Source organism: Diaphorobacter sp. JS3051, from assembly GCF_015832135.1.
Classification (GTDB): Bacteria; Pseudomonadota; Gammaproteobacteria; order Burkholderiales; family Burkholderiaceae_C; genus Diaphorobacter; species Diaphorobacter nitroreducens.
Genome location: NZ_CP065406.1, coordinates 2,118,139 through 2,142,388, shown reverse-complemented (window position 1 = coordinate 2,142,388; position 24,250 = coordinate 2,118,139). Strand labels below are relative to the sequence as shown.

Sequence of the window (24,250 nt, the reverse complement as noted above, 5' to 3'; positions counted from 1 at the left end):
CTCGTGAAGATCCTCATCGTTGACGACCATGGCCTTGTCCGGGAGGGCCTGCAAGCCATCCTCAGCCGCTCCGAGCTGCTCGCCGAGTGCGTGCAGGCGTGGGACGCCGCGTCGCTGTGGCAGCAGCTGGAGCAGCATGCCGACATCGACCTCGTGCTGATGGACATCCAGCTGCCCGATGTCAGCGGCCTGAGCCTGCTCGAAGAGCTCACGCAGCGGTTGCCGCAGCTGCCGGTGATCATGCTCTCCGCAGACCACGACGCCGGCATCGTCCTCCATTCGCTGGAGCAGGGCGCACGTGGGTTCCTGCCCAAGTCGTCGCTGAACCAGGTGCTGGTATCGGCCATTCGGCTCGTGGCCGCGGGGGGCGTCTACGTGCCGCCCGAGGCGCTGCAAAAGCCGGCCGCCCGCCCCGCCGCGGCCGGGCCCCAGGCCCCGGTCTCCATTGCGTCCCTGGGGTTCACCGCGCGGCAGACCGACGTGTTCCGGCTGCTGCTGCAAGGCCTGTCCAACAAGCAGATCTGCCGCGAACTCGACCTGGCGGAGCCCACCGTCAAGATCCATGTGCGCGGCATCCTGCGCACCCTGGGCGTGAGCAGCCGCGCCGAGGTGATCGCCAAATACGGCATGTTGAGCCCGTCTCCCTCCACGCCTCGGCAGGCCGCTGCCGCGGACCACTGAAGCAACCCCGTGCCCGGCATCCTGCGGGCCAGTCCGATGTCATTGTTTGCCCAACTTCTGCGGCGCCGCGCGCGCGCGCCCCTGGTCAGCGTGGTGGTGGCCAGCTACAACCACGCCCCCTTCGTGCAAGACTGCCTGCGCAGCGCGCTGAGCCAGGGCATCGACGACCTGGAAATCCTCGTCACCGACGACGGCTCCACCGACGCCACCGCCCAGCACGTCGCCGCCCTGGGCGACCCCCGCATCCACCTGCACGCCTTTGCGCAGAACCGCGGCGCCTGCCTGGCCATGAACGACGCCCTGCGCCGCTCGCGGGGCCGCTACATCGCCGTGCTCAATTCCGACGACCTGTTCCTGCCCGGCAAGCTGCGGCGCCAGATCGACTTCCTGGAGCACAACCCGCAGGTCGGCGCCGTCTTCGGCTGGCCCAGCTTCATCGACGAGCAGGGCCAGCCCTTCCACGACCCCGCGCACAAGGACCACGCCGTCTTCCACCAGCCCAACCGCGGCCGCCACCAATGGCTGCGCCACTTCTTCGACCAGGGCAACGCCCTGTGCCACCCCACGGCGCTGCTGCGCCGCGAGGTCTACCAGAACGTGGGCCTGTACGACCCCCGGCTGGCGCAGGTGCCCGACCTGGACCAATGGATACGCGTGTGCATGCGCTACGACATCCACGTGCTGCCCGAGCCGCTCACCGCGTTTCGCATCCGCAGCGGCCAGCAAAACGCCAGCGGCGCCCGGCCCGAGGTGGTGCGCCGCGACGCCTGGGAGCGCGCCGACATCCTGCGCCACTACCTGCGCCTGCCCCCGGCGCAACTGCTGCAGGTGTTCCCCGAGTTCGCCGGCCAGGGCGCCGGCCAGGGCGCCAGCCTGGTCGAGCAGCTGGCCTGCCACGCCCTGGCCCTGGGCACGCCGTTTCACCAGCGCTTTGCGCTGCAGGCCTGGTTCGATGCCTTGCCCGCGGGCGGCCTGCTCGATGCGCCCGGCCCCGCCGCCGCGCCGCCGGCCGGCGGCGACCCCACCGCCTGGCGGCGCTACATCGCCGCCACCGCCGCCGCCAACCCCCACCGCATCGGCGGCTGACCGCCCCCCACGACCAGATGCAAACCACCCAGCACGCCTACCTCAGCCGCCTCGACCACCTGCGCTTCTTCGCCGCGGCGCTGGTGGTGCTGTTCCACTACTTCCATACCCAGGTGGGCGACCTGCGTTCGGGCAACCCGTTGGTCTCGCTGGTGGACGAGGGCCACACCGGCATCGCCCTGTTCATGGTGATCAGCGGGTTCATCTTCACCGTGATCGCCGGCGAACGGCACATCCACTACGGCGGCTTCATCAAGAACCGCGTGCTGCGCATCTACCCGCTGTTCGTGTTTGCCGTCTTCCTGCAGCTGTTCATCAGCACCTACAACGACCAGCGCAATTACGGGTTTTTACAGTTGCTGGGCTGGCTCATGCCCTTCCGGTCGGAAACCGTGCCCCTGTCGCCGTACTTCGTGCAACTGTGGACCATCTGGGTCGAGTTCCAGTTCTACCTGATCTTTCCCTTCCTGCTGGCCTTCAGCCGGCGCCACGGCAGCCGCTACCTCTGGGCTTGGCTGGGCCTGCTGGTGCTGGTGCGCGCCCTGGTGTACGCGGCCAGCGGCAGCGTGCGCTTCATCGCCTACGAAACCCTCTTCGGCCGGCTCGACCAGTTCATCATCGGCATGCTGCTCGCGCGCTTTTGGCAGGTGCGGCAGGCGCTGCAGGCGCGCGCCGCCCGGGCGGGCGGGGCGGTGGCGCCCCACCTGTCGCCGCTGTGGCTGGCGCTGGCGGGCCTGGCGCTGCTGCTGGGGCTGCATGCCTTCAGCCGCAAGGTGGGGTTTTCCGAACTGGCCAGCCCCGTGTGGATCATCTGGCCGGGGCTGGAGGCCGCCCTATGGGCCGTCTTCGTCGGGGTCTACCTGTGCACGCGCTGGCCGGGCCCGCAGGCGCTGCGCCAGCGCATCGACCGCGCGCTCGCGGCCCTGGGGGCCGTGAGCTTTTCCACCTATGTGCTGCACAACCTGGTGATCGCGGCCTACAACGCCCGGCTGCCGCCCCTGGCCACCGGCGCCGGCCCGGTGGCGGACGCCCTGGCCACCGGCGCCCTGCTGCTGCCGGCCGTGCTGGCCCTGTCGGCCATCACCTACCACCTTATCGAGCGCCCCTTCCTGGCGCTGCGCGGCGGCTACCTGAGCTGAGGTCCTGCAGGCAGCGCAGTGCGTTGTCAATATGCAACACAATCGGACTAATCCTTTGGGCTTAGTACAGTCGATTTCATATAGGAGATGATGCTCCTAAGTTGTTGATTCGCAAGGAAAAAATCCGGCTGAAAAAGGGCGGCCGGAACCCGGGGGTGTAGTCGTGGAGCTAAGCCTTCCGGGGCGCAGGTGTTGCCAAATACTACCGATAGAATCATACGGGTCGACGGGCGGGGAAGCCCCCCTCTTCGGTCGATTTTTTCAACGTTTGAAAGAGGCTTTTCCTATGACGTACTTCACCACCGGCGCTCAGCTGCAAGCAGCCCTGAACGCACTGCCCAACACCAAGACGGGCAACTTTGTCGCGTTCGACTCCTTCTTCTACGGTCAGCAATACATGGCTGACTACCAGGGCACCCTGTCGCCCATCGAGCACTTCGTGCAGATCGGTGCAGCCCGCGGCTACAAACCCAACGCCACGTTCGACCCCACCTACTACGCCAATGCCTTCGCCGACCTGAAGGGCAAGGGCTTCGACTCGGCCGACCTGCTGTACCACTTCATGCAGTACGGCCTGGACGAGGGCCGCGCGCCCAACGCCGCTCTGGCCACGTTCAACGGCGCCGCTTACCTGACTGCCTACCCCGATGTGGCCGCCTACGTGAACGCCAACCTGGCCCAGTTTGGCGGCAGCGCCACCAATGGTGCCTTGGCTCACTACGTCAAGTTCGGCGCTGCAGAAGGCCGCACGGCTCCGGGCACGTCGGTTTCTAACGGCCAGACCTTCACGCTCACTACTGCTACGGGCGAGATCGTGAATGGTACTTTGGCAAATGACACGTTCAACGCTGTCGTCGCCGAGGACGCAGGTTTTCCGACATTGGTCACATCGAGCACCCTCAACGCGTTCGACCAAGTCACTGGTGGCGAAGGCGTCGATACTCTGAACCTGGTGGTTCAGGACTTCGGGGGCCTTACCGGCGATGTTTCGACCCTTCAGGGCACTGTTCAGGGCGTTGAGATCATCAACGTCGACCAGACCAATGGCTTTCTCGCTAATGGAACTGATGGCACGCTCGCAGCTGGCGCTTTCGCCGGTGCCGAGCAGATTTGGCAGATCAATCGGGCAAACAGCATTTCGGGCTTGGCCGAAGGTCAGACTGCAGGCTTCCGCAACATTGCTTCGATCGCTGCTACGGTTGGTTTTGTGGCGTCCGCGGACAACGCTGCTATTGCTTTCGAGAGCAGCACTGTCATTGACGCTGATGACGCTACCGAATTCGATGGTCAGCACACGGTTACCCTAACGGGCGCAGGTCTTGACACTGTTACCGTCTCTGGAAGCCTCACCACTGTTGAAGCTGCCGATGAACTCGGTGGTGTGTTCGGTCTCGACTACGACGATGTCGCCTTCCTCGACCTCGACATCGGTGGTGCGGGTGGCGCAAGCGGTGTCGAAACTCTTAACATCAACCTTTCAACCAACACCATCCTTGGCGTTGATGAAGGGTTCAATGACATCGAGACGATCGATGCCAGCGGTTCGACGGGTGGCCTCGTCGCAGTCCTGGCAGGTTCTGAGGATGAAATCGAGCTGTCGTCCGTTACGGGCGGCTCCGGTGATGACGTGATCCTTACTTGTACAGCACGTTACACCAACGACGTCGCAATCGATGCTGGAGCTGGCGACGACGTCATTCAGGTCCAAGCTCAGGAGTCGTCGGAAGATGATGCCGTTGCCGTGACGCTCGCTGGGGGCGAAGGTGCCGATCTGTTCGCGATCAGCGGCGGTAATCTGGTAATTGCCACTGAAGATGAGGTTGTCCCAATCGTTGGCGACAGCATCCATATTACCGATTTCGACGCAGCCGACACACTGTTCCTCCAGGGCTTCTACGGCTTTACGGCTCAGACGCTCATTAACAATGCAGTTAACGGTGCAGAAACCCTCGAAGAAGCCGTTGCTGCTGTTGCTGAGATCACTGGTGGCGCAGGACCGGGTTCCAACATCACGAACTTCGCTCAGTTCGAGTTCGATGGTGCAACCTATGTGTATGGTGATACGAGTGAGGAGGCTGGTTACGAAGGCGATCTGCTTGTTCAGGTCACGGGTGTTGAGCTGACCAACGATAATGTTGTTGGTACCAGTTTCGACATGCTCCTATACTAGTCGGAATAGAAGAAGGGGTCCTCTGGGCCCCTTTTTTATACCTGGAGGACAGGATGCTGAAGTCTGTAGTCCCGTTATTCCAGTCCCCAATGAATAAAAGGACACCCACTTTAGTTGCCTAAATAATCAGCATGTGAATAAAAGGACACCCACTTTAGTTGCCTAAATAATCAGTATGAATAAAAGGACACCCACTTTAGTTGCCTAAATAATCAGCACGCCCTACACTCACCCCATGACCCGCCCCCGCTGCGCCCTCGTTTCCCTGGCCGATACGCCCTGGTACCACGTTGTCTAGAATAAAAGGACACCCACTTTAGTTGCCTAAATAATCAGCACGCCCTACACTCACCCCATGACCCGCCCCCGCTGCGCCCTCACCTAAACAAGAAAGGACACCCACTTTTCGTTGACGCCGCTGCCGCCCTTGGCTAAGCTTTTTAGTAAAGGAGTCCTCCATGACCCGCCCGCGCTCGGAACTTGTCTCGCTAGCTGACACGCCGTGGTATCACGTGGTGAGCCGATGTGTGCGGCGCGCGTTTTTGTGTGGGGAAGACGCGCACACGGGCCGCAGCTTTGAGCACCGGCGCGGCTGGATTGAAGCGCGCATCCGGCAGTTGGCTTCGGTCTTCACCATTGATGTTGCCGCCTATGCGGTGATGTCTAACCACTACCACATCGTGCTGAGAATCGACGCCGAGCGGGCGCAAGGCTTGAGTGACGATGAGGTCTTGCAACGCTGGACACCAAATTTAAGGGACACCCACTTAATTTCCTCAATGTAACCAAGGAGACTCTCATGCCTGACAATAAAAACATCACTCACCCCCTTGATGCAAAACGTATAGACATAAACGATCCTGCCGAGATCAGAAACTGGTGCAAGTCTCTTGGTTGCACTGAGGCAAAGCTTAGGGAGGCTGTAAAAACCGTAGGTACTTCAGGTGCGGCAGTAAGGAAGTATCTCGAAAAAAATAAAGCTCGCGAAAAAGGCTAATTGCCCCGGTTCAGTGGGGGGTGCCCAAAGCCAAAAAAGGACCCCCGCTTTTTGTTGTCCACTTTTCGTTGGCGCCTCCCCTCGCCCTCTAACGCGGCGCGCTGGCGTGGATGGCCGATCGGTTTCGGCTCCGGTGAGTCCCTCATCTGACTGTGCTGGTAAAAAAATCCGATAGGGTACTTTTTGTGTCGTTTTGGTTTGCCAGGCAGTCGGTTTCTGGACTGTTTTTGCTTCCGGCAAGCACAGTCGCAAAATAGGGGACAGACCACGGTTTTCCTGAAAACCCTGTTCTTCTCACGTGGGGCAGGGTTTTTTCCATAAGGGCCTTGCGGACATGCAGGGTCTTTACGGAAGAGACGAGAAGGAGTTTTCGCCATCGTCAAGCCAGATCCCGCCCTGATCGCCGTGCTCATCAACCGCGAGCACAGCCGCCTGTCGAGCCAGGTCAAGACGCTGGAGAGGGTGCTGCACGCGCCGTTCTCCGACAAAGAGCATCAGCGCCTGATCCAACTGGCTGCCAACTGGCGCTCGCTGCTGGCCTTTGACGACGGCGCACCGAAACTGGCTGATGCGCTGGAGGTGTTTATCGCCGCCTACAAGCAGCAGTCACCCAACCAGGAGCGGCTGCACGACGAGGTAGTCTTCCAGGCCGGCGTCTACCGCATGGGCCACTGGGCACTGGTCAAGCACTTCATCCCCGGCGTCACCGACTGCCTGGACAACTTCGGCAGCGTCCTGCCCAAGTACCGCGATGCCTTCAAGCGGCGGTACGAGGCCGATGGCAATCTGTCGATCGAAGCGCAGTCGCAACTGCTCAAGGCCCAGTACGCCTTGATCCCCAACCGCCGTGATCCGTACCGGCACGAAGAGATGAAACGCCGAGGGCTCGTCACCGCCGACGGCATCGTGCCCATGGGCGTGAAGGAGGCGCAGGCGTTGATCGAGCGGGAGGAGGCGCAGGCAACGCAGCCGGCCAAGCGCGGTGTGGTGGCGTGGGTGGCGGATCGGTTTCGGCGGAGGTGAGAGACAAGAACTTTTGACGGATCAGGGTGTAACCTTGAAAATGTCATTAAATAGGTTGAGCCAGAAATTCGGGAGGAATGACTGATGGCATATCGAAATGGAAACTACGCTGCCTTCTATGTGGCTGAGCCGTTCGACCCCAGCGCGCTAGGGGCGAATGCGACAAAGGATTTTCAATATTACAACCTGCTGCGGGCATGGAAGGGGGCTGATTCGTCATTTCCATTTAATGACTCCCATGACAAAACATACAACGTTCGCGATGGTAGTGACTGGGAGTCGACCTTGAAACCCAGACTGCGGGAACGTCTTCGAAACTCGAAGAATATCGTGCTTTTCCTGAGCTCCGTCACTGCGAATTCTCGGGCACTCCGAGAAGAGATTGATTACGGCATCAATGATCAGGGGCTCCCGGTTATTGTCATCTACCCCGAATACGATTCAAAGGAAAGCCTCCTTACGAACGGGGCCTTGAAGCAGTCAGTGAAAAACCTCTGGGACAAGCTGCCCATTTTTCGGGACTCAATGGAAGCGGTGCCCACGCTTCATGTACCGATGAAAAAGGAGTTGATTAAATCTGCGCTGCAGAATGATGGTTTCATGGTGGGGAGCAAAAAAGAGCCTGGCATTTATCGGTACAACCAGTAACCACAACGAAAGCAAATAAGCAGTCCGGTTTATGTCAAAAGTCAGTTTTCTCGACAAACGCGTCTTCAAGAAATTCCTTGAGATCACCTCCATCCTCAGCGGAACGCTGTCGGTGGTCTTGTTGTTTGTCGAGATTCCAGCCGAGTGGAAGTTGTGCGGACTCGGGATCTTCGTGGCCGTGCTTGCCCTGGCTTATTTATTGGTCTGGGTATGGTCGAACACGCTGAACCACATTGACATCAACATCGAAGGTAGTGACGTCACAGTCAAGGTCGGCGACATTTTTCAGCAGCCTGGGCTCAAAGTGATCGCGTTCAATGAGTATTTCGACACACAGGTAGATAACAAGATTATCAGCGACCGATCTCTGAACGGGGTTTTTGTGAACAACCACCTGGGAATCACCGCTTCCGAACTGGATAGTCTCATTGAAGATCATCCTTTCGAGGAAGGCGACCTGCTCGAAAGAAACGAACATCGACCACAGGGAAAAAAGCAAAAATATCGACTGGGGACGATTTTCGTTTACGACGACTATCTTCTGACCGCCTTTGCGAAGTTTGACGAGAGTAACAGGGCGGTCTTGACGATGCCCGAGTACCTTGAATTCCTTATTAACTTTTGGGACAAGGTAAACAATGTGTACGCCCAGAAAAGCGTGACCACCACAATCTTTGGATCAGGGATCACGCGTATCAAGGGGCACAAAACCATTAGCGATGAAGATCTGCTAAAGATTATGCTGTGGACATTTAGGATCAGTGAAATGCGATTCAAGTATCCAGCGAAGCTCACTATCGTCATTCACAAGGAAAAAATCGACCAGATCAGCCTTTTCGACATCAAGTCGGCGAAGAATGGGGTGTGATAGTTGGGCTTTCGATCTGCTGCCGAGAGTGCCGGAGGCGTTAACACAAAGAGCAGTGATCGTTTGTGACGACGGAACTCAGGGTGGGTGTTTTATCGCAACTTGTAGTCATCCCGCTGCCAATAAATCCTGCTGGTTCGCCATCGACTGAGCTTCTTTTTCGTCAATGACGATTGCGCCATTGATGAGGTAAACGTCGATCTCATCCCTGTTGGCACAGCAATACAAAGGACACCCACTTTAGTTGCCTCAATCCGTAGCACTGCCTACACTGAGGCCGCATGCCCCGCCCCCGCTAAGCCTGCTGGCCAAACAACATATGCCAACAATTTTGAGAGTGGATGGATTTCGGTTCTATTTTTATAGCCACGAGCCGAACGAGCCGCCCCATGTGCATATCGACAAGGATGCAGCGACCGCCAAAGTGTGGTTACATGATGCGGCGGTTGCACGCAGCATGGGTTTCTCTGCACAAGATTTAAGCAAGATTCAACGGATGGTGAAAATTCACCAATCTTCTTTAAAGGAGGCATGGAATGCATTCTTTGGCACCTGAAACAGACGTGCGCGCAATGCATGTGGTCGTAGAAGATGCGCGTTTGGTGGTCGATTTGATGGACGGGCGCACGATTGCGGTGCCGTTGGTCTGGTACCCCAGATTGGCCAACGCCACGCCCCAGCAACGCAGCCATTGGGAGCTGGCTGGTGGGGGCTATGGCATCCATTGGCCTGATATTGACGAAGATTTGAGCACCGAGGGGCTGCTGCGCGGCGCCAGGGCGCCTCAGGTGGGCTTGAAGCCATGACCCGCCCACGTTCTAGCCTGATTTCGCTGGCCGACACGCCCTGGTACCACGTCGTCAACCGCTGCGTGCGCCGCGCATTTTTGTGCGGACATGATGCCGCCACGGGCGGCAACTTTGACCACCGCCGGGGCTGGATAGAAACGCGCATCCGCGAGCTGGCCTCGGTCTTCACCATCGACGTGGCGGCCTATGCGGTGATGAGCAACCACTACCACGCCGTGCTGCGGGTGGACGCTGCCCGCGCCGAGGCCCTGGGCGACGATGAGGTGCTGCGCCGCTGGACGCAGCTGTTCACCGGTCCGGTGCTGGTGCAGCGCCACTTGGGCGGCGTGCCGCTGGGCGAGGCGGAGCGCCTGAAAGTGCGCGAGTTTGCTGCGCTGTACCGGCAGCGGCTGGCCGATGTGTCGTGGTTCATGCGCGTGCTCAACGAAACCATTGCCCGCCAAGCCAATGCCGAGGACGGCTGTACCGGGCGCTTTTGGGAAGGGCGCTTCAAAAGCCAGGCGCTGCTGGACGAGCAGGCCCTGCTGGCCGCCATGGCCTATGTGGACCTCAACCCCATTCGCGCCGGCATGACCGAAAGCCTGCAGGACAGTGCCCACACCTCCATTGCCGCGCGCCTGGCCGAGCTGCTGGGCCAAGCTTTTGTGCCCGTGCGGGCACCTGTGGCAGCGACCGCACTGCCTGCCTTGCCCCAGACTGCGGATGAAACGGCACCCACGCCAAGCCCGCAATGGCCCAGCCTGCGATCAGAAGAAGAGCTATCAGCGCTGCCCGAGGCACCGTTGAGAATAAAAGGACACCCACTTTAGTTGCCTAAATAATCAGCACGCCCTACACTCACCCCATGACCCGCCCCCGCTGCGCCCTCGTTTCCCTGGCCGATACGCCCTGGTACCACGTTGTCAACCGCTGCGTGCGCCGCGCCTTCCTGTGCGGGCACGACGCGCACTCCGGTCAGGACTTTGAACACCGCCGTGGCTGGGTGGAAACGCGCATCCGTGAATTGGCCTCGGTCTTTGCCATCGACGTGGCAGCCTACGCCGTCATGAGCAACCACTACCACGTCGTGCTGCGCGTGGATGCAGCACGTGCCCGCGGCTGGAGCGATGAAGAGGTGCTGCGCCGCTGGACGCAGCTCTTCACCGGCCCCTTGCTGGTGCAGCAGTTCCTGCAGCCGCCGCAGCGCGCCCTGATGGGCCAGGCGCAACTCGAGCAGGTGCAAGCACTGGCGGACACCTACCGCGCCCGTCTGTTTGAACTGTCGTGGTTCATGCGCGTGCTCAACGAGTCGATTGCGCGCCAGGCCAATGCCGAAGACGGCGTGAAAGGCCGCTTTTGGGAGGGGCGCTTCAAGAGCCAGGCGCTGCTGGACGAGCAGGCCCTGCTGTCGGCCATGACCTATGTGGACTTGAACCCGGTGCGCGCCGGCATGGCCGAGAGCCTGGAGGACAGCGCCCACACGGCCATCGCCGCCCGCCTGGCCGAGCTGCGGGGCCAGCCCTTTGTGCCGGTGCAGGCGCCGCAGGCGCCTCTGCAGGCTGCGCAGCACAGCAGCGCGCCTGGCGCCGCTGCGCCTCTGCCCCACTTGCTGCCCGAGCAGGCCCTGGCCTGCCTGCCCGAGGCACCGCTGATGCCGTTCGACCCTACCGGCAGGTTTGCCCAGGCAGTACCGTTCGGGCTGCAGGAATACCTGGACTTGGTGGACACCGTGGGCCGCGTGGTTCACCCCACAAAGCGTGGCACCATTGCCCACCATGTGCCGCCCTTGCTGCAGCGCCTGGGCATGGACACCGAGGCGTTCATTGCCTGCGCCGATACCTTTTTTCGCTCCTTTGCCAACGCGGTGGGCACGCCGGCCAGTTTGGCTCAACTGGCTGCCCGGCGCCAGGCACGCGCCCTGCGCGGCATGGCCACCGCCCGCCAAATGCTGTCCCCCAGACCAGAACGCGTGGCTTGAAGCCAAATAGGCCTCCAGCGCTTATGCAGCAAGCGCTGGCAGCTATCAAAATCATTCTTCCGAGGGGCTCACAAAAGGCCCCCTCACCTTCATTGCCACAGCAGAAAGCCGCTCCAGTTTCAATGCAGGGCTGCGAGGGCTGCCTCGGGGGCTTTGTCGAGCACCTTAAGCAGTGCCTTGGCTGCACCCGTACACACCTGCCTGCTACCCACACGCCCATCGACAGGCACATCCGGGCATTTGCTCCCGGCGGCCGTGTCCGTGTCGCCCAAACTCGTTCTGTCCTGTGTCTCGAATGGGGTCGAAGCAGGCATTGCAGCCTGCAGCGCCCCGTTACAGCCGCACCAGCGCAACTACGCGCATGCGGCTATCGCAGTCTGATCCCGATTGGCGACGGAATCGTGAGGCTTTCCAGCCTCGAAGTCTCGATGCAGCGGGGGTGGCAGCCCCCGCGCACGGTTCAGTGGCAGGTTCTGTCACCCCTTGTGTTGGCAGCACACGAGGTCTGCGCTGTATAGCGACGGCGCAGCTGCGACAGTCGCAGCTGGCCGCTGGCCAGGCGCTGCACGTACAGCACGCGCGGCAGCGCCAGGACGGCTTGGCCCGGCATGCGCCGCTGGTGTTCGGCGCGCGCCAGTTGCTGCAGTTTCTTGACCTGCACACGGCAGCCAGCAAAACCGGGGGTGCGCGCAAGGCGCTGCACCTGCCCTGGCAGCAGCCAGGGGCTGCGCCGGGCGGTGTCAATCAGATGGGCGCGCCAGCCTTGGTAAGCCCCTTCGCTCAGGCGCCAGGTCCAGGCGCTGTGGGCCTGGCCTGCGCGGGGCAACTGCACGAGCTCAAAGTCCCGCACCTGCACGCGCCCGGTGGCCGTGCCTGCGTCGTGCAGCACTTCCAGCTGCTGGGCCAGGCTCTGGCCAGGGGTGAGCAGCAGCGTCCACAGCAGGGCGTCGTCATCGGCTTCGGCGGTGTCGGCGGTACCTGGCACCGTGGGCGCATATAGCAGCAGCACGGCAGCGGCCTCACCCTTGTGACGTGCCCATGCGCGCTGGTGGCGCGAGCGACCCACGGCGTACAGGCGGTCGAATTTGCGCACCAGCGCCGCCGCTTTGTCCACGCGGATCGTGCCGCTGCACCAGTGGCGGTATCCCAGGCGCACATGGTCGCAAATGCGCTGCAGGTAGCTCGAGAGGTGCGTGTGCACCAGGGGGTCGTGGCCAGGGGTGTGGCTCATGCGGGTCTCCTTGAATCGTTCTGGCTGTGTTTTGAAGTGCCGGGCGGGCGGCGGGCACCGGCACCAACAAGGCAAAGCCTTGTGGGCCGGGGCTTTGCTGGGTATAGCGAGCGCGCTGTGCGCGCGAACAAGAAAGATTCCAAGTTTTTGCGGGAGCAGGGTTTTTTTGCGCGTGCGTGCTGTGCGCCAGTCGCTATACGCAAGGAGGACAGGGTGTTCTCAGGCCATTTTCGAAAGAAAGGACATGACATGCGTATTGACAAAGACACCACCGCTTTGGTGAACAGCCACCGCCCACTGCCTCGCTGCCGCTGGCAGGTGCCCCTGCAGCTCGGGGCGCCTGAGTTGCTGCAGACCTCTGCATCGGTGTCCGTGTTTGCCGGCCTGCTGGCCGGGATCACGCTGGACAGCGATGGTCTCGAGGGGTTGCTCAAGAAAGAAGGTGGACACCACCAAGACTGAGGACATACCAACACAAGGCTGATTTTTGAGGGATTGCCACTGATTGAGACCGCGGGTTGTACGACCTGCGGTTTTTTTTCGCCCCCCGCAAAAAGGCTAAACCCCACCCCCTAGACCTCTCAGTCCGGCCGATATGGCCGCTGAGTTGTCTGGTGCGTGCAAGGGTTGCATGCCGCTCAACGCCGTCGTCGCCGGGTTTTTACCGGAGATGACAGATGTTGGGTATAAAAAACCAGGGTACGGGAACCCTGCGCGTGATGGAGCTGTTTGCGGGGGTGGGCGGGTTTCGCCAAGGGCTTGAGCAAGTGCGCACACCAGCGCAGCAGGCCGCTTTTAAAGTGGTGTGGGCCAATCAGTATGAGCCCGCGAGCAAAAAACAGTGGGCGGCCGAGGTCTACCGCGCGCGCTGGGGAGTGCAGGACTTGGTCAACGAGGACATCTTCGAAGTGCTGCAGGAGCCGGCGCTGATGGCGAGCCTTGATGCACTGTGCCCGGATGTGTTGGTCGGGGGCTTTCCATGCCAAGACTACTCCGTGGCGAAGCCGCTGAGCCATTCGCAGGGGCTTCAAGGGGACAAGGGGGTGATGTGGTGGGCGGTCAGCCGGATGCTGCAAGCGCGCCGCGCAGCGGGCGCACCGCTGAAGTACCTGGTGCTGGAGAACGTGGACCGGTTGCTCTCTTCGCCGGCCACGTGTCCAGGGCAAGACTTTGCCCGGATTCTGGTCTCCCTGCAGCAAGAAGGCTATGCGGTCGAGTGGCGGGTGGTCAATGCAGCGGACTACGGGTTTGCACAAAAGCGCCGCAGGTTGTTCATGGTGGCCGCGCATGAGAGCACGCCGCTGTATACCCGGATGGCGGCATGTGCGGGAGAGGCCCAGCAGGGCAGCTTGCCGTGGTTGCTCAGCGCGGGGGTGCTGTCCAAGGCTTTGCCCGCAAGTGTCAAAGACGGGGGCAAGCTGCAGGTGTTTTCTTTGCCTGTTGGAGATTTTGCGGCGATGTCGTATGTGCCGCTCAAGCGCGGCAGCGGCTTTGCCTCGGGCGGGGTGTGTGCGGCAGGTTGGGTGTGCACAGCACCCCTGGTGGCCCAGAAACTGACGGATTTCACGGAGTTCACCGGCTTGGCACAGGCCCTGACACTGGGCGATGTCGTGCGCGAGACGGGCGAGGCGGTGGCGCCGGCATGTTTTTTGGCGGATGCCGCGTTGCCCAAGTGGCAGCGGCTCAAGGCAGCCAAGTCGATTGCGCGTGTCAGTGCGCATGGCCATGCTTACCATTTCAGCGAGGGCGCGATGGCGTTTCCGGACCGGTTGGACGCGCCGGCACGCACCGTCATCACGAGCGAAGGTGGCGCTGGTGCGTCGCGCACGACGCACGTGGTGCGGCATGCGGATGGGCGGCTTCGGCGCCTGGTGCCCGAGGAGCTGGAAGTGCTCAACGGGTTTGCCCGGGGCTTCACGGACATTGCCGGCATCACGCCCGCAAAGCGAGGGTTTTTGATGGGCAATGCGTTGGTGACGGGGCTGGTGACGGCCATTGGCCGGGCGCTGTGGCAGGCACAGACCTGAAAGGTAGGGAGACTGCATGCGAAACCACTGCAGGCAGTTTGTCTGGCACGGCGACCTGCTGTCAGATGGGTTTGCCAAGATTGCGCAGCAGGCGAGTATCAGTATGCAAGGACTGGGGGGCCCCCAACACAATGCGGGCGAAATCCGGATGGCGTGGGTTGATGAGAATGTTGCGCTCCGCCGGCACCACGGCGCTGGGAACGCTCAATAGCGCCGTCTGGGCACCTTGCAGCCACGCTTGCCCCATGGACTGAAGGACATCTCTCGCACCGATGGTGCGCCAATCGTCGGGTAGTTGTTCGATGTTGATGCGTGTCTCGGGCAGATCGTCAGGCAGCTGTGCGGGAATCAGCACGTAGTGCGCCCGCAAGGGATCGTCCTGCACCATCAGTTCAAGCAAGCCCAAAGACTGGGATTCGGCGGTATAGACCACCTCCCAGCCCTTTGGATTCCAGCGCCCGCCGTAAAGCCTCGCGCCTTCACCGCTGAAGGCTGTCTGAGCAAAGCGCGCAGTAGTGATGCGCCAGACGGTGCGCATCAGGCAAACACCCCGTGCTCGATCCGCCCCAAGGTGTCCAGTACGCTGTCGGCACCAATATCCGTGTCCAGCAGCGACAGAGGGGTCACGCCACCGAGCGATGCATTCGGGCTTTGCAGCCAACTCAGCGCACTGTCGGTGTCTTCAAAGACGGTTTCGGCGCGCTCGACCACGCGGGCAAAGCGAACGAACTTGGCGGATTCCTCGGCCGACAACGCACCCTCACGCTTGCGCCTGGCCAGTGTGCGCTCCGGAATGGCCAGTGCGTGCGCCAGCTCGGTCTGCGTGATGCGCGTGAGACGCACCAGGGCATCGACTGAGGCTGATGGCAGCCCCCGACGCACCAGGGGAATCCAGTCCATGACTACCCGGGGGCGGGCATGCAGCACCGCCTCGCCACCGAGAAGGTTCAACGCCGAAGCAACCGAGGAATGCACGCTGGCAGTGGTCATGATGTTCTCCTATGGGGTAAAGCCATTTGGCATGAAGTTTAGTCAAAATTGGCGTTAATGTCCAGGGCGCCTGTCCCACTCGTATTCATTACACACGCTTTCAAAGGAATCACGGTAAACACCACTGAACACATCACCCTCACTTTCCCCATCGAACACGATGGCCTGCCAATCAAGGAGATTGCGCTACGCCGCCCCACGGTGGGCGACCATCTCACCGCGCAGAAAGCCGCCGGCACCGATGCCGAACGCAAAATCCGGCTGATTGCCAATCTGGCCGAACTGCCGCCAGCGGTGATCCACCGGCTCGACATGAAGGACTACGCCCAACTGCAGAAGGTGCTGGGCGGGTTTTTGCAGTGAATCCGGGCGAGCTGCCCGCCCTCGTGGTGGAACTCGCTCTCTACACCCACTGGCCTCGATCTGAACTTCTCGTCCTGGAGGTGAGTGAGTTGGTCGAGGCCTTGTCGTTGGCGCGGCGGCTGTCCACCTTGTGGGGTACGTAATACCGCGTTCATGTGCATACTGTCGGGCGACCGTTCCAATCGCAAAAATGCTCGTGAAATCGTATCCGTCCGGTGACCCCATATTGAACGCGCCGTGAGAAGCGGGCATCGTGCCCACGATTGGAGGATCGTGGAGACGATGGAACAGGTTTCAAGCGAAGGCCGGCCGCGCCGGCGTGAATACAGCAAAGCGTTCAAGGCACAGTTGGTGGCTGCGTGCGCGCAGCCCGGTGCCAGTGTCGGTGGTGTGGCCTTGTCGCACGGGCTGCACGCGAACATGGTGCACCGATGGATTCGGGAGGCGGGCCCTGTGCGCGCTCAACCGGGCGTTTGTTCGGATGCTGAGCCCGGCTTCATCTCGCTGCCGCTGACGGCAATGGCGGACAGCACCCATGAGGAGCAGGCGCTGGCTGCATTACCGCCATCCGCGCCTTTACCGCTGCCGTCTGCGCCAGTCCATGTGCGCCTGCAACGCGGCGAACTGGTGGTCAGCCTGCAGTGCCCACTGGGCCAGTGCGGGGCGCTCTTGCGCGAGGTGTTGCGGTGATCCGGGTCGATGCGGTCTGGATGTCCACGCAACCGCTGGACATGCGCGCCGGCCCCGAGACGGCCCTGGCCAGAGTGGTGCAAGTCTTTGGCGCGGCCCGCCCGCACCACGCTTATCTCTTTGCCAACGCACGGGCCAACCGCCTGAAGGTACTGGTGCACGATGGCTTTGGCGTCTGGCTGGCCGCAAGGCGCCTGAACCAGGGCAAGTTTGCCTGGGGCGATGAGCGCCTGGGTCCTCGGCTCACACTCAGCGTCGAACAACTGCAAGCCCTGGTCACGGGCTTGCCCTGGCAGCGCCTGGGAGAAGACGCTGTGATCACGGTGCTGTGATGTTGGTCGCCCCTGGGGCGGCGTTCAATTCGTGGATATGCCAGTAGGCGGCTGCCCACCCATCGGGGATGATGACGGCCATGAACGAACCGGTGGATCTGCAGAGCATGGACGAGGCGCAAATGCGCCAGATGCTGCAGCACCTCATGAGCGAGCTCAAACACAAGCAGACGCTGCTGGACAAGCTCAGCTACGAGATGGCCATCCTCAAGCGGCTGAAGTTCGCCGCCAAGACCGAGGCATTGAACGCCGATCAGCGCAGTCTGCTGGAAGACGCGCTCGAAGAAGACCTGCAGGCGGTGGATGAGGAGATCGAGCAGCTGCGCTCGGCTGAAGAGCGCAGCCCACGCCAGCAACCCAAGCGCCTGCCATTGCCGGCACAACTGCTGCGCCAGGAATTCACACACGAGCCCGAGGTGACTGAGTGCTGCGGCCAGGCCATGCGCCGCATGGGCGAGGACGTGGCCGAGAAGCTCGACTACACGCCCGGCGTGTTCATGGTGCACCGCCATGTGCGCGGCAAATGGGTGTGCGCGTGCTGCCAGACGCTCAAGCAGCAGCCGGTCGAGGCGCACATCATCGACAAGGGCCTGGCCACCACCGGCTTGCTGGCCCAGGTGCTGGTGGCCAAGTACGCGGACCACCTGCCCCTGTACCGCCAGGAGAGCATCTATGCCCGTGCTGGGGTGCCGCTGGCACGCTCGACCCTGGCGCAGTGGGTGGGCAGCTGCGGCGTGCAACTGCAGCCGCTGGTCGATGCGCTGCGTCAGGAGGTGCTCGCACACAGCATCGTGCACGCCGATGAGACCCCGGTGCAGATGCTCAAGCGCGGCAGCGAGCGCGATGGCAAGACGCACCGCGCCTACCTGTGGGCCTACACCCCGGGGCGGCACGAAGACCTCAAGGCCGTGGTCTACGACTTCTGCGAAAGCCGCGCGGGCAAGCACGCCGGTGAATTTCTCAACGGCTGGCGCGGCACGCTGCTGGTCGATGACTTTGCGGGCTACAAGCAGCTCATGGGCGAGCACATCACCGAAGCGGCTTGCTGGGCGCACGCCCGGCGCAAGTTCTTTGAGCTGCACGCAGCCAACAAGAGCCAGATCGCCGAGCAGGCGCTGGTGCAGATCGGGCAGCTCTACGAGGTGGAGAGGCAGGCGAGCAATGTCGATGGCACCGAGCGGCTGCGAATGCGCCAGCAGCACAGCCGCCCGATCGTGGACAAATTGCACGCCTGGCTGAGCGAGCACCGCAGTAAGGTACCCGAGGGTTCAGCCACGGCACGGGCCATCGACTACAGCCTGCGGCGCTGGCAGCCGCTCACGCGCTTGCTGGACAACGGCCAACTGCCGATCGACAACAACTGGATCGAGAACCAGATGCGACCGGTCGCGCTCGGTCGTAAGAACTGGTTATTTGCCGGGTCGCTGCGGGCGGGACAGCGTGCGGCTGCCGTGATGAGCCTGATCCAGTCGGCCAAGCTCAATGGCCACGACCCACACGCTTACCTCAAGGATGTGATGACCCGACTGCCCACACACAAGGACAGCCGCATCGGGGAACTGTTGCCGCATCGGTGGCAGAGCGCCACGATCTGAGTCTCAGTCATGACCGCCGGCGACGGTCAATATGGGGTGGCCGGACGGATACGTGAAATCGAGCTCTTTGCTGTGAAGGCTCGATTTCAGGTGCATTACAGCAAAACACTGTTCTATGACGGCGCCGTAGGCCCGCACTGAGCGGCCGCTCGGCACAACACGGCCTCAGGCAGACTTCAAGAACGCCCCTTCGTTGGCTGCAGCCACCGGCAACCAGCTCTGCAGGCCCGATTGCAGCGCTGCTGCATCGGCCGCAGCCGACTTCCTGGCACGCGAGAGATGCGCGTAGCGCATCGTCGTTCGCATCTGCGTGTGCCCCAGCGCATGCATCACGTCGTACAGCTCAAACGAGCTGTTGATGAGCAAGCTGGCAAACGTGTGGCGCAAATCATGCACACGGATATCTGCCAAGCCGGCCCTCTTGCGTGCCGAGTTCCAGGCGTAGAAGATGGAAACGAAAGGCTTGCCGGTGGCCGGGTTGGCAAACACCCAGGGCGTCTCACCGCGCCGGGGCATGGCCTGGAGCATGCCCACCAGGGCATCTGAGAGCTGCACCACCCGTGGCTTGCCTGACTTCGTATCGGGCAGGAACCAGGTCTTGGCCTGTAGGTCAATGTCTGCCCACTTGGCATCCAATACCTCGCGTTTGCGCATGCCGGTCAGCAACAAGGCTGGCACGATAAAGCGCAGCATCTTGTTGGGACTGTCCTGCACAGCCTGCTGCAGTCGAACCATCTCCTCGGGTGAAAGAAACCGCTCCCTCGCATTCTGCGGATCGGCCAGTTGCACATGCTTGGCCGGATTCTTGAGCACTCCGGGCACTTCCCATTTGAGTGCAAGATTGAACATGTAGCGCAGCAAGATGATGCGCCGGTTGGCGGAGCCTCGCGCCGCACCGCGGGCCAGGTCAGCATGGTGGTAGGCCTCAATGTCCTCTAGTCCTACTGTGTCATAAATGTGGCATCATGAATCCTCCCAATTCTTTTTGTGAGGGACGATGAGTGCGAGTGAACGGTTTGACCAGTACATGGCGCATTTGTCGCGGGCGCTGGGACACGCAGATCGCTACGCAGGTCTCAAGGGTTATTGCACAGGTTTGATGCTGCCACTATCGCGAAAGAGTGTGGAGCCCATGGCCGCGCGGGTGGATCCGCTTCATGCCAGTGCAAGGCACCAAGCACTTCATCACTTTGTGGCTAAGGCCCAATGGTCCGATGTCGAAGTTCTGCGCCGGGTCTGCCAGTGGGTTGTGCCACACATGGATTTCAGCCGAGGAGGCTGGTGGATCATCGACGACACGGGCTTTCCCAAAAAGGGCGTGCACTCGGTGGGCGTAGCCCGTCAATACTGCGGCATGCCTGGAAAACAGGACAACTGCCAGGTGGCGGTGAGCGTCTCGCTGGCTTGCGATCAAGGCAGCATTCCTGTGGCATGGCAGCTCTATTTGCCCCAGGACTGGGCGCAAGACGCTGAGCGACGCAAGCGCACAGGCGTACCAGAGTCGGTTCGCTTTGCGACCAAGACACAGATTGCCTTGCATCAGTTGCGCACCCTGCTGAGCGAGGGTGCACCCCGACACTGCGTGTTGGCTGATGCAGGCTACGGCGTGGACACCGCGTTCCGGCAGGCGCTCAGCGACATGGGGTTGCACTATGCGGTGGGGGTGACCTCAGCGGTCGTAGTCTGGCCCCCTGGCGTCGAGCCACTGCCACCTGAGACCTACAGCGGCAAAGGCAGGCCCCCAGTGACGCCAAGGCGCACCGCTCAGTTGCAACCGATGAGCGTCAAGGCCCTGGCTTTGTCGTTACCGGCGCAGGCGTTCCAGACAATCAGTTGGCGCGAGGGCACCAACGCGCCACTCACGGGACGGTTCGCAGCGGTGCGGGTGCGTCACGCTGGTGGCAATGCTGGCAAGGCGAGTCTGCGCCCGCAAGAGTGGTTGCTCATCGAGTGGCCAGTGGAGCAGGCCGAGCCAGTCAAATACATCCTGTCAACGCTGCCCGAGAGCACTGCCTTGAACGATTTGGTCAGCTGCGCCTACCAGCGTTGGCGTATCGAGCGCGACTACCAAGACCTCAAGCAGGACTTCGGCTTGGGGCACTACGAGGGGCGCGGCTGGCGAGGGTTCCACCACCATGCGAGCTTGAGCATCGCAGCCTACGCCTTCTTGATGAGCGAGCGACTTATCGCCGACAAGCCTGCCGGGGGTAAAAAAAACTTCATCGAACGCCAAGTGCCTGCCGTTCCCCAAGATTACATCCCCAGAGGCAGGCCTGCGCGCACAGCGGCACGTGGACAACTCGATCACAAGCTTGCGTCATCTGCTGAGTTACGCACTCATAGACCGTCTGGGACAGTGCCCTTGCTGCGGCCGCATCAGCATGAGTGAAAAACTACTTTTATGACACAGTAAGACTAGGGAAGCTCTTCACGAATCAGTTCTGCCTGTGTCACGGCGATGCCTGAACTAAAACAGCACTCACTTTGAGCAATTGGACTGGTGCAGCGCTTGCCGCAGGCGCTGCGCGAGGGCTATTGCCCCGATATTGAAAGCACTACGCTCCCTGCACGCGCACCTGCCCCATGCAAGTCAGCAACTTGTGCCTCGCCATCCACAGGTTTGAGAGCGCAAACAGCGTGATGATCTGCGCCGTGTTCTTCTTGAGCCCTCGGTAGCGCACCTTCACATACCCAAACTGCTGCTTGAGCACCCTGAAAGGATGCTCGACCTTAGCCCGGATGCTGGCCTTGGTGCGCTCCAACTGGTCAATCAGAGCCTCCACAGGCCTGTCTTTGTCCAAAGCCCGGCGCAGCCCTGGGCGCATGGCCACATGCCAACGTACGTTCTTGTTGGCATCGGGCCGCTTGTCTACACCTTGGTAGCCTGCATCACCAAAGGCGTCTGTCTCCTGCCCGTGCAATAGGCTGTTGGCCTCGACCACATCACCGACATTGCCGCTGGTGCCTCGCACCGTATGCACCAGGCCTGAGTCTGCATCCACCCCAATGTGGGCCTTCATACCGAAGTACCACTGATTGCCCTTCTTGCTTTGATGCATCTCGGGGTCACGCTCGTGACTTTGGTTTTTGGTTGAACTGGGCGCAGCAATCAGCGTGGCATCCACTACGGTGCCTGCCTTGAGTTGCAACCCCTTGGCTTGCAGTAGCGCATTCACGGTGGCCAGGATCTGATCGGCCAGCTTGTGGCGCTCCAGCATGTGACGAAAGCGCAGGATGCTCGATTCACTGGGGATCTGTGCGTCCCAGTGGGACAGGCCTGCAAAGTCCCGAAAGGCTGGCACGTCGTGCAAGGCTTCTTCCATGGCGGGGTCACTGAGTTTGAACCACTGCTGCATGAAGTGGATGCGCAGCAGCGTGCTCACTGCAAATGGCTGCTGGCCCCGGCGCCCACTCTCGGGTGCGTAGGGCTCTATCAGCGAGACCAGCTCAGCCCAAGGCACCACCAGCTCCATGGCATCGAGAAATTCGCGCTTGCGGGTGCGTTTGGTGGTGTTGCTCAGGCCCAGGCTGCTTTGCTTCATGCGCTTATTGTCTGAGCTTCAGGCTTGCTCAGCCACATCGTACAGGGATTCGTGCAGAGAGTCCCTAAGGCGAAGAAACGCACCGAGCGCCTCAACACCCACCTGATGACCAAGGCGCGCAGCAGCAGCGAGCTGAACTACCTGGCCAGCCCGGTCACCGGCGGTGGTGTCAGCGTGCCACGCTTTCAGCAGCTGTTCCTGCTCGCGCGCCAGCACGGCCACAAGGCCCCGCAGGACTGGGCCGGCTTCGTGTGGAACCTGCTGGCCGTGCAGGGGCAGCGCCTGGTCAAGCAGGGCAGGGCGCTGGACACGCCCGAGCAGAACCTGGCCGAGCTCACCGCCCAGGCCGCCGAGTTGGCCGAGAAGCGCCTGCCGATCCTGAAGGCGCTGCAGCTGGCCTGAGCCGGGCGAGAATTGATACAAGAAAACAGCGGGAATCCCCTCCGGGACGCGATAAATTCACTCGCACTTGGGCTGCATGGGCAGCCCACGGCTTTTTTGAGTGAATGAGGTCCATGCGTATTCTTTTCGTGCACCCGGGGTTCCCGGCACAGTTCCGCCATGTGGCGCAGGCGTTGGTTCAGCAGGGGCATGCGGTGCGGGCGCTGTGCCAGAAGCCCCCCGAGGGCGCCGCCCCCGAATTCGACGTGCCCGGCGTGCAGGTGCATGCCTATGGCCTGCCGCGCGGCGGCACGCCGGGGGCGCAGGGCTGGGTGGCCGAGCTGGAGCTGCGGGCGATCCGCGGCGAGGCGGCGCTGCAGGCCGCGCTGGCGCTGCGCGACGAGCAGGGGTTCGCGCCCCACGTGATGCTGGCCCATGCGGGCCTGGGCGACAGCCTGTTCCTGAAGGCGGTGTGGCCCGGCGCCCGCCTGGGCCTGTGGGGCGCTCACTACCACGACGCGGCGAGTGCGCGGCATGCGGACCATGACCCGGGCCTGAGCCCGCTACAGGCCCTGGACGCGGCGGCGCGCGCACGCGCCGAGGCGCTGGTGCAGGCGCAGCTGCGCATGCGCAATGCCCAACTGGACCTGCACCTGCGCGAGGCGGACGGGCTGCTGGTGCCCACCGACTGGCAGGCGGCGCGGTTTCCCGCGCCGTGGCGCGAGCGGCTGTGGGTGGCGCACGACGGCATCGACACCGAAGCGCTGGCGCCGAACGCGCAGGTGCGCGCGACGCTGCCCGGCGACGTGGCGCTGGCGCCCGGCGACGAGGTCGTGAGCTTCGTGGCCCGCAGCCTGGAGCCGCGGCGCGGCCTGCAGGTGGTGATGCGCGCCCTGCCGCGGCTGCTGGCCCAGCGCCCCGCGGCGCGGGTGCTCATCGTGGGCGCGGAGGGCCCGGGCCAGGGCCCGCTGCCTGCGGACGGGCGCAGCTGGAAGCAGCACCTCATCGACGAGGTGCTCCCGCAGATGCCCGAGGCCGACTGGCAGCGCGTGCATTTCCTGGGGCCGCTGCCCCACGCCCATGTGGTGGCCGTGCTGCAGCTGGCGGCGGTGCATGTGCACTGGGCCTACCCGCTCGCGCTGTCGCGCAGCCTGCTGGAGGCCATGAGCACCGGCTGCGCCGTGGTGGCCGGCGACACCGCGCCGGTGCGCGAGGTGCTCGCCGATGGCGAGACCGGCCGGCTGCTGGAGTTCTTCGACGCCGAGGCCCTGGCGGACGAGGTGGCGCGCCTGCTGCAGGCGCCGGCCGAACGGCAGCGCCTGGGCGCGCAGGCGCGGCAATGCGTGCAGGCGCGGTACGACCTGCACGGCGTCTGCCTGCCGCGCCAGCTGCAATGGCTGCAGGCGCTGGCCGACGGCGCCGCGGCGCCGGCCCCGGCGCCCACGCCGGACGCGGCCCAGGCCCTGCGCGCCGAACTGGCCCGGGCCGAGCAGGCGCGCGACCAGGCGCAGCAGGCCGCGGCGCTGGCCCAGGCCCAACTGGAGCAGGCGGGCCGCGCCCGCGACAGCGCCGAGGCCGGTCGCCAGGCCGCCGATGCGCTGCTGCAGGAGGCGGTGCAGGCGCTGGCGGGTGTGCGCCAGTTGCTGGAGGCGGAGGCGGAGGCGATGGAGGCCGCGCCGCCGCTGGTTTGAAGCCAAATCGGCTGGTGGCGCCCGTCAGGC

General features: G+C 62.6%; 28 protein-coding genes. 23 read left to right on the top strand and 5 right to left on the bottom strand.

From position 1 onward, the window contains the following. The first annotated feature begins 3 nt into the window (after window positions 1–3). The 13 genes from I3K84_RS10260 (at window position 4) to I3K84_RS10200 (ending at window position 11,378) form a co-directional block, all read left to right on the top strand. On the top strand, window positions 4–681 hold the full coding sequence (locus tag I3K84_RS10260; RefSeq protein ID WP_041835869.1) for a response regulator transcription factor: 678 nt from the start codon (window positions 4–6) through the stop codon (window positions 679–681). A gap of 36 nt (window positions 682–717) precedes the next feature. Continuing rightward, window positions 718–1,767, top strand: coding sequence for a glycosyltransferase (locus I3K84_RS10255; RefSeq protein ID WP_196996040.1), 1,050 nt, complete (start codon window positions 718–720; stop codon window positions 1,765–1,767). Between the two features lie 17 nt (window positions 1,768–1,784). Then, a complete protein-coding gene (locus I3K84_RS10250; protein WP_011804015.1) occupies window positions 1,785–2,906 on the top strand; it encodes an acyltransferase in 1,122 nt (373 codons plus the stop codon). Window positions 2,907–3,192: 286 nt separating this feature from the next. Continuing rightward, complete coding sequence (locus tag I3K84_RS10245; protein WP_196996039.1) at window positions 3,193–5,076, top strand: hypothetical protein; 1,884 nt, start codon at window positions 3,193–3,195, stop codon at window positions 5,074–5,076. 458 nt (window positions 5,077–5,534) lie between these two features. Continuing rightward, on the top strand, window positions 5,535–5,861 hold the full coding sequence (locus I3K84_RS10240; protein WP_196996038.1) for a transposase: 327 nt from the start codon (window positions 5,535–5,537) through the stop codon (window positions 5,859–5,861). A 14-nt stretch (window positions 5,862–5,875) separates the two neighbouring features. After that, entirely contained in the window at window positions 5,876–6,073 is a 198-nt protein-coding gene (locus I3K84_RS10235; protein ID WP_196996037.1) for a DUF3606 domain-containing protein, read from the top strand. A gap of 405 nt (window positions 6,074–6,478) precedes the next feature. Beyond that, the gene (locus I3K84_RS10230) at window positions 6,479–7,096 is read left to right on the top strand and encodes a hypothetical protein (protein WP_196996036.1); all 618 of its coding nucleotides are present in this window, start codon (window positions 6,479–6,481) and stop codon (window positions 7,094–7,096) included. Between the two features lie 84 nt (window positions 7,097–7,180). Further along, on the top strand, window positions 7,181–7,744 hold the full coding sequence (locus I3K84_RS10225; protein WP_196996035.1) for a TIR domain-containing protein: 564 nt from the start codon (window positions 7,181–7,183) through the stop codon (window positions 7,742–7,744). A 31-nt stretch (window positions 7,745–7,775) separates the two neighbouring features. Next, entirely contained in the window at window positions 7,776–8,612 is an 837-nt protein-coding gene (locus tag I3K84_RS10220; RefSeq protein WP_172205808.1) for a macro domain-containing protein, read from the top strand. Window positions 8,613–9,003: 391 nt separating this feature from the next. Then, window positions 9,004–9,168, top strand: a complete 165-nt coding sequence (locus I3K84_RS10215; RefSeq protein WP_231403456.1) for a DUF4160 domain-containing protein — start codon at window positions 9,004–9,006, stop codon at window positions 9,166–9,168. Between the two features lie 16 nt (window positions 9,169–9,184). Further along, window positions 9,185–9,418 carry a DUF2442 domain-containing protein gene (locus I3K84_RS10210; protein ID WP_196996034.1) on the top strand — a complete coding sequence of 78 codons (234 nt, stop codon included), beginning with the start codon at window positions 9,185–9,187 and terminating at the stop codon, window positions 9,416–9,418. Then, window positions 9,415–10,230 (top strand): transposase, encoded by an 816-nt coding sequence (locus tag I3K84_RS10205; RefSeq protein ID WP_196996033.1) that lies wholly within the window; start codon window positions 9,415–9,417, stop codon window positions 10,228–10,230. Before I3K84_RS10210 ends, I3K84_RS10205 begins: the two co-directional genes overlap by 4 nt. A 35-nt stretch (window positions 10,231–10,265) precedes the next feature. Continuing rightward, window positions 10,266–11,378 (top strand): transposase, encoded by a 1,113-nt coding sequence (locus tag I3K84_RS10200; protein WP_011804020.1) that lies wholly within the window; start codon window positions 10,266–10,268, stop codon window positions 11,376–11,378. 460 nt (window positions 11,379–11,838) lie between these two features. Here I3K84_RS10200 and I3K84_RS10195 read toward each other — a convergent pair whose 3' ends face one another. After that, window positions 11,839–12,609, bottom strand: a complete 771-nt coding sequence (locus tag I3K84_RS10195) for a hypothetical protein (RefSeq protein ID WP_011804022.1) — start codon at window positions 12,607–12,609, stop codon at window positions 11,839–11,841. A 249-nt stretch (window positions 12,610–12,858) separates the two neighbouring features. Here I3K84_RS10195 and I3K84_RS10190 point away from each other — a divergent pair, with 249 nt between their 5' ends. Continuing rightward, on the top strand, window positions 12,859–13,071 hold the full coding sequence (locus I3K84_RS10190) for a hypothetical protein (protein ID WP_041835870.1): 213 nt from the start codon (window positions 12,859–12,861) through the stop codon (window positions 13,069–13,071). A 215-nt stretch (window positions 13,072–13,286) separates the two neighbouring features. After that, a complete protein-coding gene (locus I3K84_RS10185) occupies window positions 13,287–14,636 on the top strand; it encodes a DNA cytosine methyltransferase (RefSeq protein WP_011804024.1) in 1,350 nt (449 codons plus the stop codon). 61 nt (window positions 14,637–14,697) lie between these two features. Here the strand turns inward: I3K84_RS10185 and I3K84_RS10180 are convergent, their stop codons facing one another. Together I3K84_RS10180 and I3K84_RS10175 are read right to left on the bottom strand one after the other, a co-directional pair. Further along, on the bottom strand, window positions 14,698–15,174 hold the full coding sequence (locus tag I3K84_RS10180) for an RES family NAD+ phosphorylase (RefSeq protein WP_011804025.1): 477 nt from the start codon (window positions 15,172–15,174) through the stop codon (window positions 14,698–14,700). Beyond that, window positions 15,174–15,626, bottom strand: coding sequence for an antitoxin Xre/MbcA/ParS toxin-binding domain-containing protein (locus tag I3K84_RS10175; protein ID WP_011804026.1), 453 nt, complete (start codon window positions 15,624–15,626; stop codon window positions 15,174–15,176). Before I3K84_RS10175 ends, I3K84_RS10180 begins: the two co-directional genes overlap by 1 nt. 57 nt (window positions 15,627–15,683) lie before the next feature. On the opposite strand from I3K84_RS10175, the gene I3K84_RS10170 reads away from it, so the two are divergent. The 5 genes from I3K84_RS10170 (at window position 15,684) to I3K84_RS22445 (ending at window position 18,747) form a co-directional block, all read left to right on the top strand. Continuing rightward, window positions 15,684–15,989: a phage tail assembly protein gene (locus tag I3K84_RS10170; protein WP_011804027.1), complete on the top strand. Its 306-nt coding sequence runs from the start codon at window positions 15,684–15,686 to the stop codon at window positions 15,987–15,989. 282 nt (window positions 15,990–16,271) lie between these two features. After that, window positions 16,272–16,679 (top strand): transposase, encoded by a 408-nt coding sequence (locus tag I3K84_RS10165; RefSeq protein WP_041835871.1) that lies wholly within the window; start codon window positions 16,272–16,274, stop codon window positions 16,677–16,679. Between the two features lie 20 nt (window positions 16,680–16,699). Next, window positions 16,700–17,011 (top strand): IS66 family insertion sequence element accessory protein TnpB, encoded by a 312-nt coding sequence (tnpB, locus tag I3K84_RS10160; protein WP_011804029.1) that lies wholly within the window; start codon window positions 16,700–16,702, stop codon window positions 17,009–17,011. 80 nt (window positions 17,012–17,091) lie between these two features. Beyond that, window positions 17,092–18,606 (top strand): IS66 family transposase, encoded by a 1,515-nt coding sequence (locus tag I3K84_RS10155; RefSeq protein ID WP_011804030.1) that lies wholly within the window; start codon window positions 17,092–17,094, stop codon window positions 18,604–18,606. Between the two features lie 9 nt (window positions 18,607–18,615). Next, a complete protein-coding gene (locus I3K84_RS22445; RefSeq protein WP_255519514.1) occupies window positions 18,616–18,747 on the top strand; it encodes a hypothetical protein in 132 nt (43 codons plus the stop codon). Between the two features lie 24 nt (window positions 18,748–18,771). On the opposite strand, the gene I3K84_RS10150 is transcribed toward I3K84_RS22445, so the two are convergent. Then, window positions 18,772–19,455 (bottom strand): site-specific integrase, encoded by a 684-nt coding sequence (locus I3K84_RS10150; RefSeq protein WP_085947529.1) that lies wholly within the window; start codon window positions 19,453–19,455, stop codon window positions 18,772–18,774. Between the two features lie 148 nt (window positions 19,456–19,603). Between I3K84_RS10150 and I3K84_RS10145 the strand changes: the two genes are divergently transcribed. Next, window positions 19,604–20,995, top strand: a complete 1,392-nt coding sequence (locus I3K84_RS10145) for an IS701 family transposase (RefSeq protein WP_196996032.1) — start codon at window positions 19,604–19,606, stop codon at window positions 20,993–20,995. A 166-nt stretch (window positions 20,996–21,161) separates the two neighbouring features. Here I3K84_RS10145 and I3K84_RS10140 read toward each other — a convergent pair whose 3' ends face one another. After that, the gene (locus I3K84_RS10140; protein WP_011806505.1) at window positions 21,162–22,148 is read right to left on the bottom strand and encodes an IS5 family transposase; all 987 of its coding nucleotides are present in this window, start codon (window positions 22,146–22,148) and stop codon (window positions 21,162–21,164) included. 51 nt (window positions 22,149–22,199) lie between these two features. Between I3K84_RS10140 and I3K84_RS10135 the strand changes: the two genes are divergently transcribed. Both I3K84_RS10135 and I3K84_RS10130 read left to right on the top strand, forming a co-directional pair. Next, the gene (locus tag I3K84_RS10135) at window positions 22,200–22,550 is read left to right on the top strand and encodes a hypothetical protein (RefSeq protein WP_172206100.1); all 351 of its coding nucleotides are present in this window, start codon (window positions 22,200–22,202) and stop codon (window positions 22,548–22,550) included. A 113-nt stretch (window positions 22,551–22,663) separates the two neighbouring features. Further along, window positions 22,664–24,220, top strand: a complete 1,557-nt coding sequence (locus tag I3K84_RS10130; RefSeq protein ID WP_011804032.1) for a glycosyltransferase — start codon at window positions 22,664–22,666, stop codon at window positions 24,218–24,220. Window positions 24,221–24,250 lie beyond the last annotated feature (30 nt).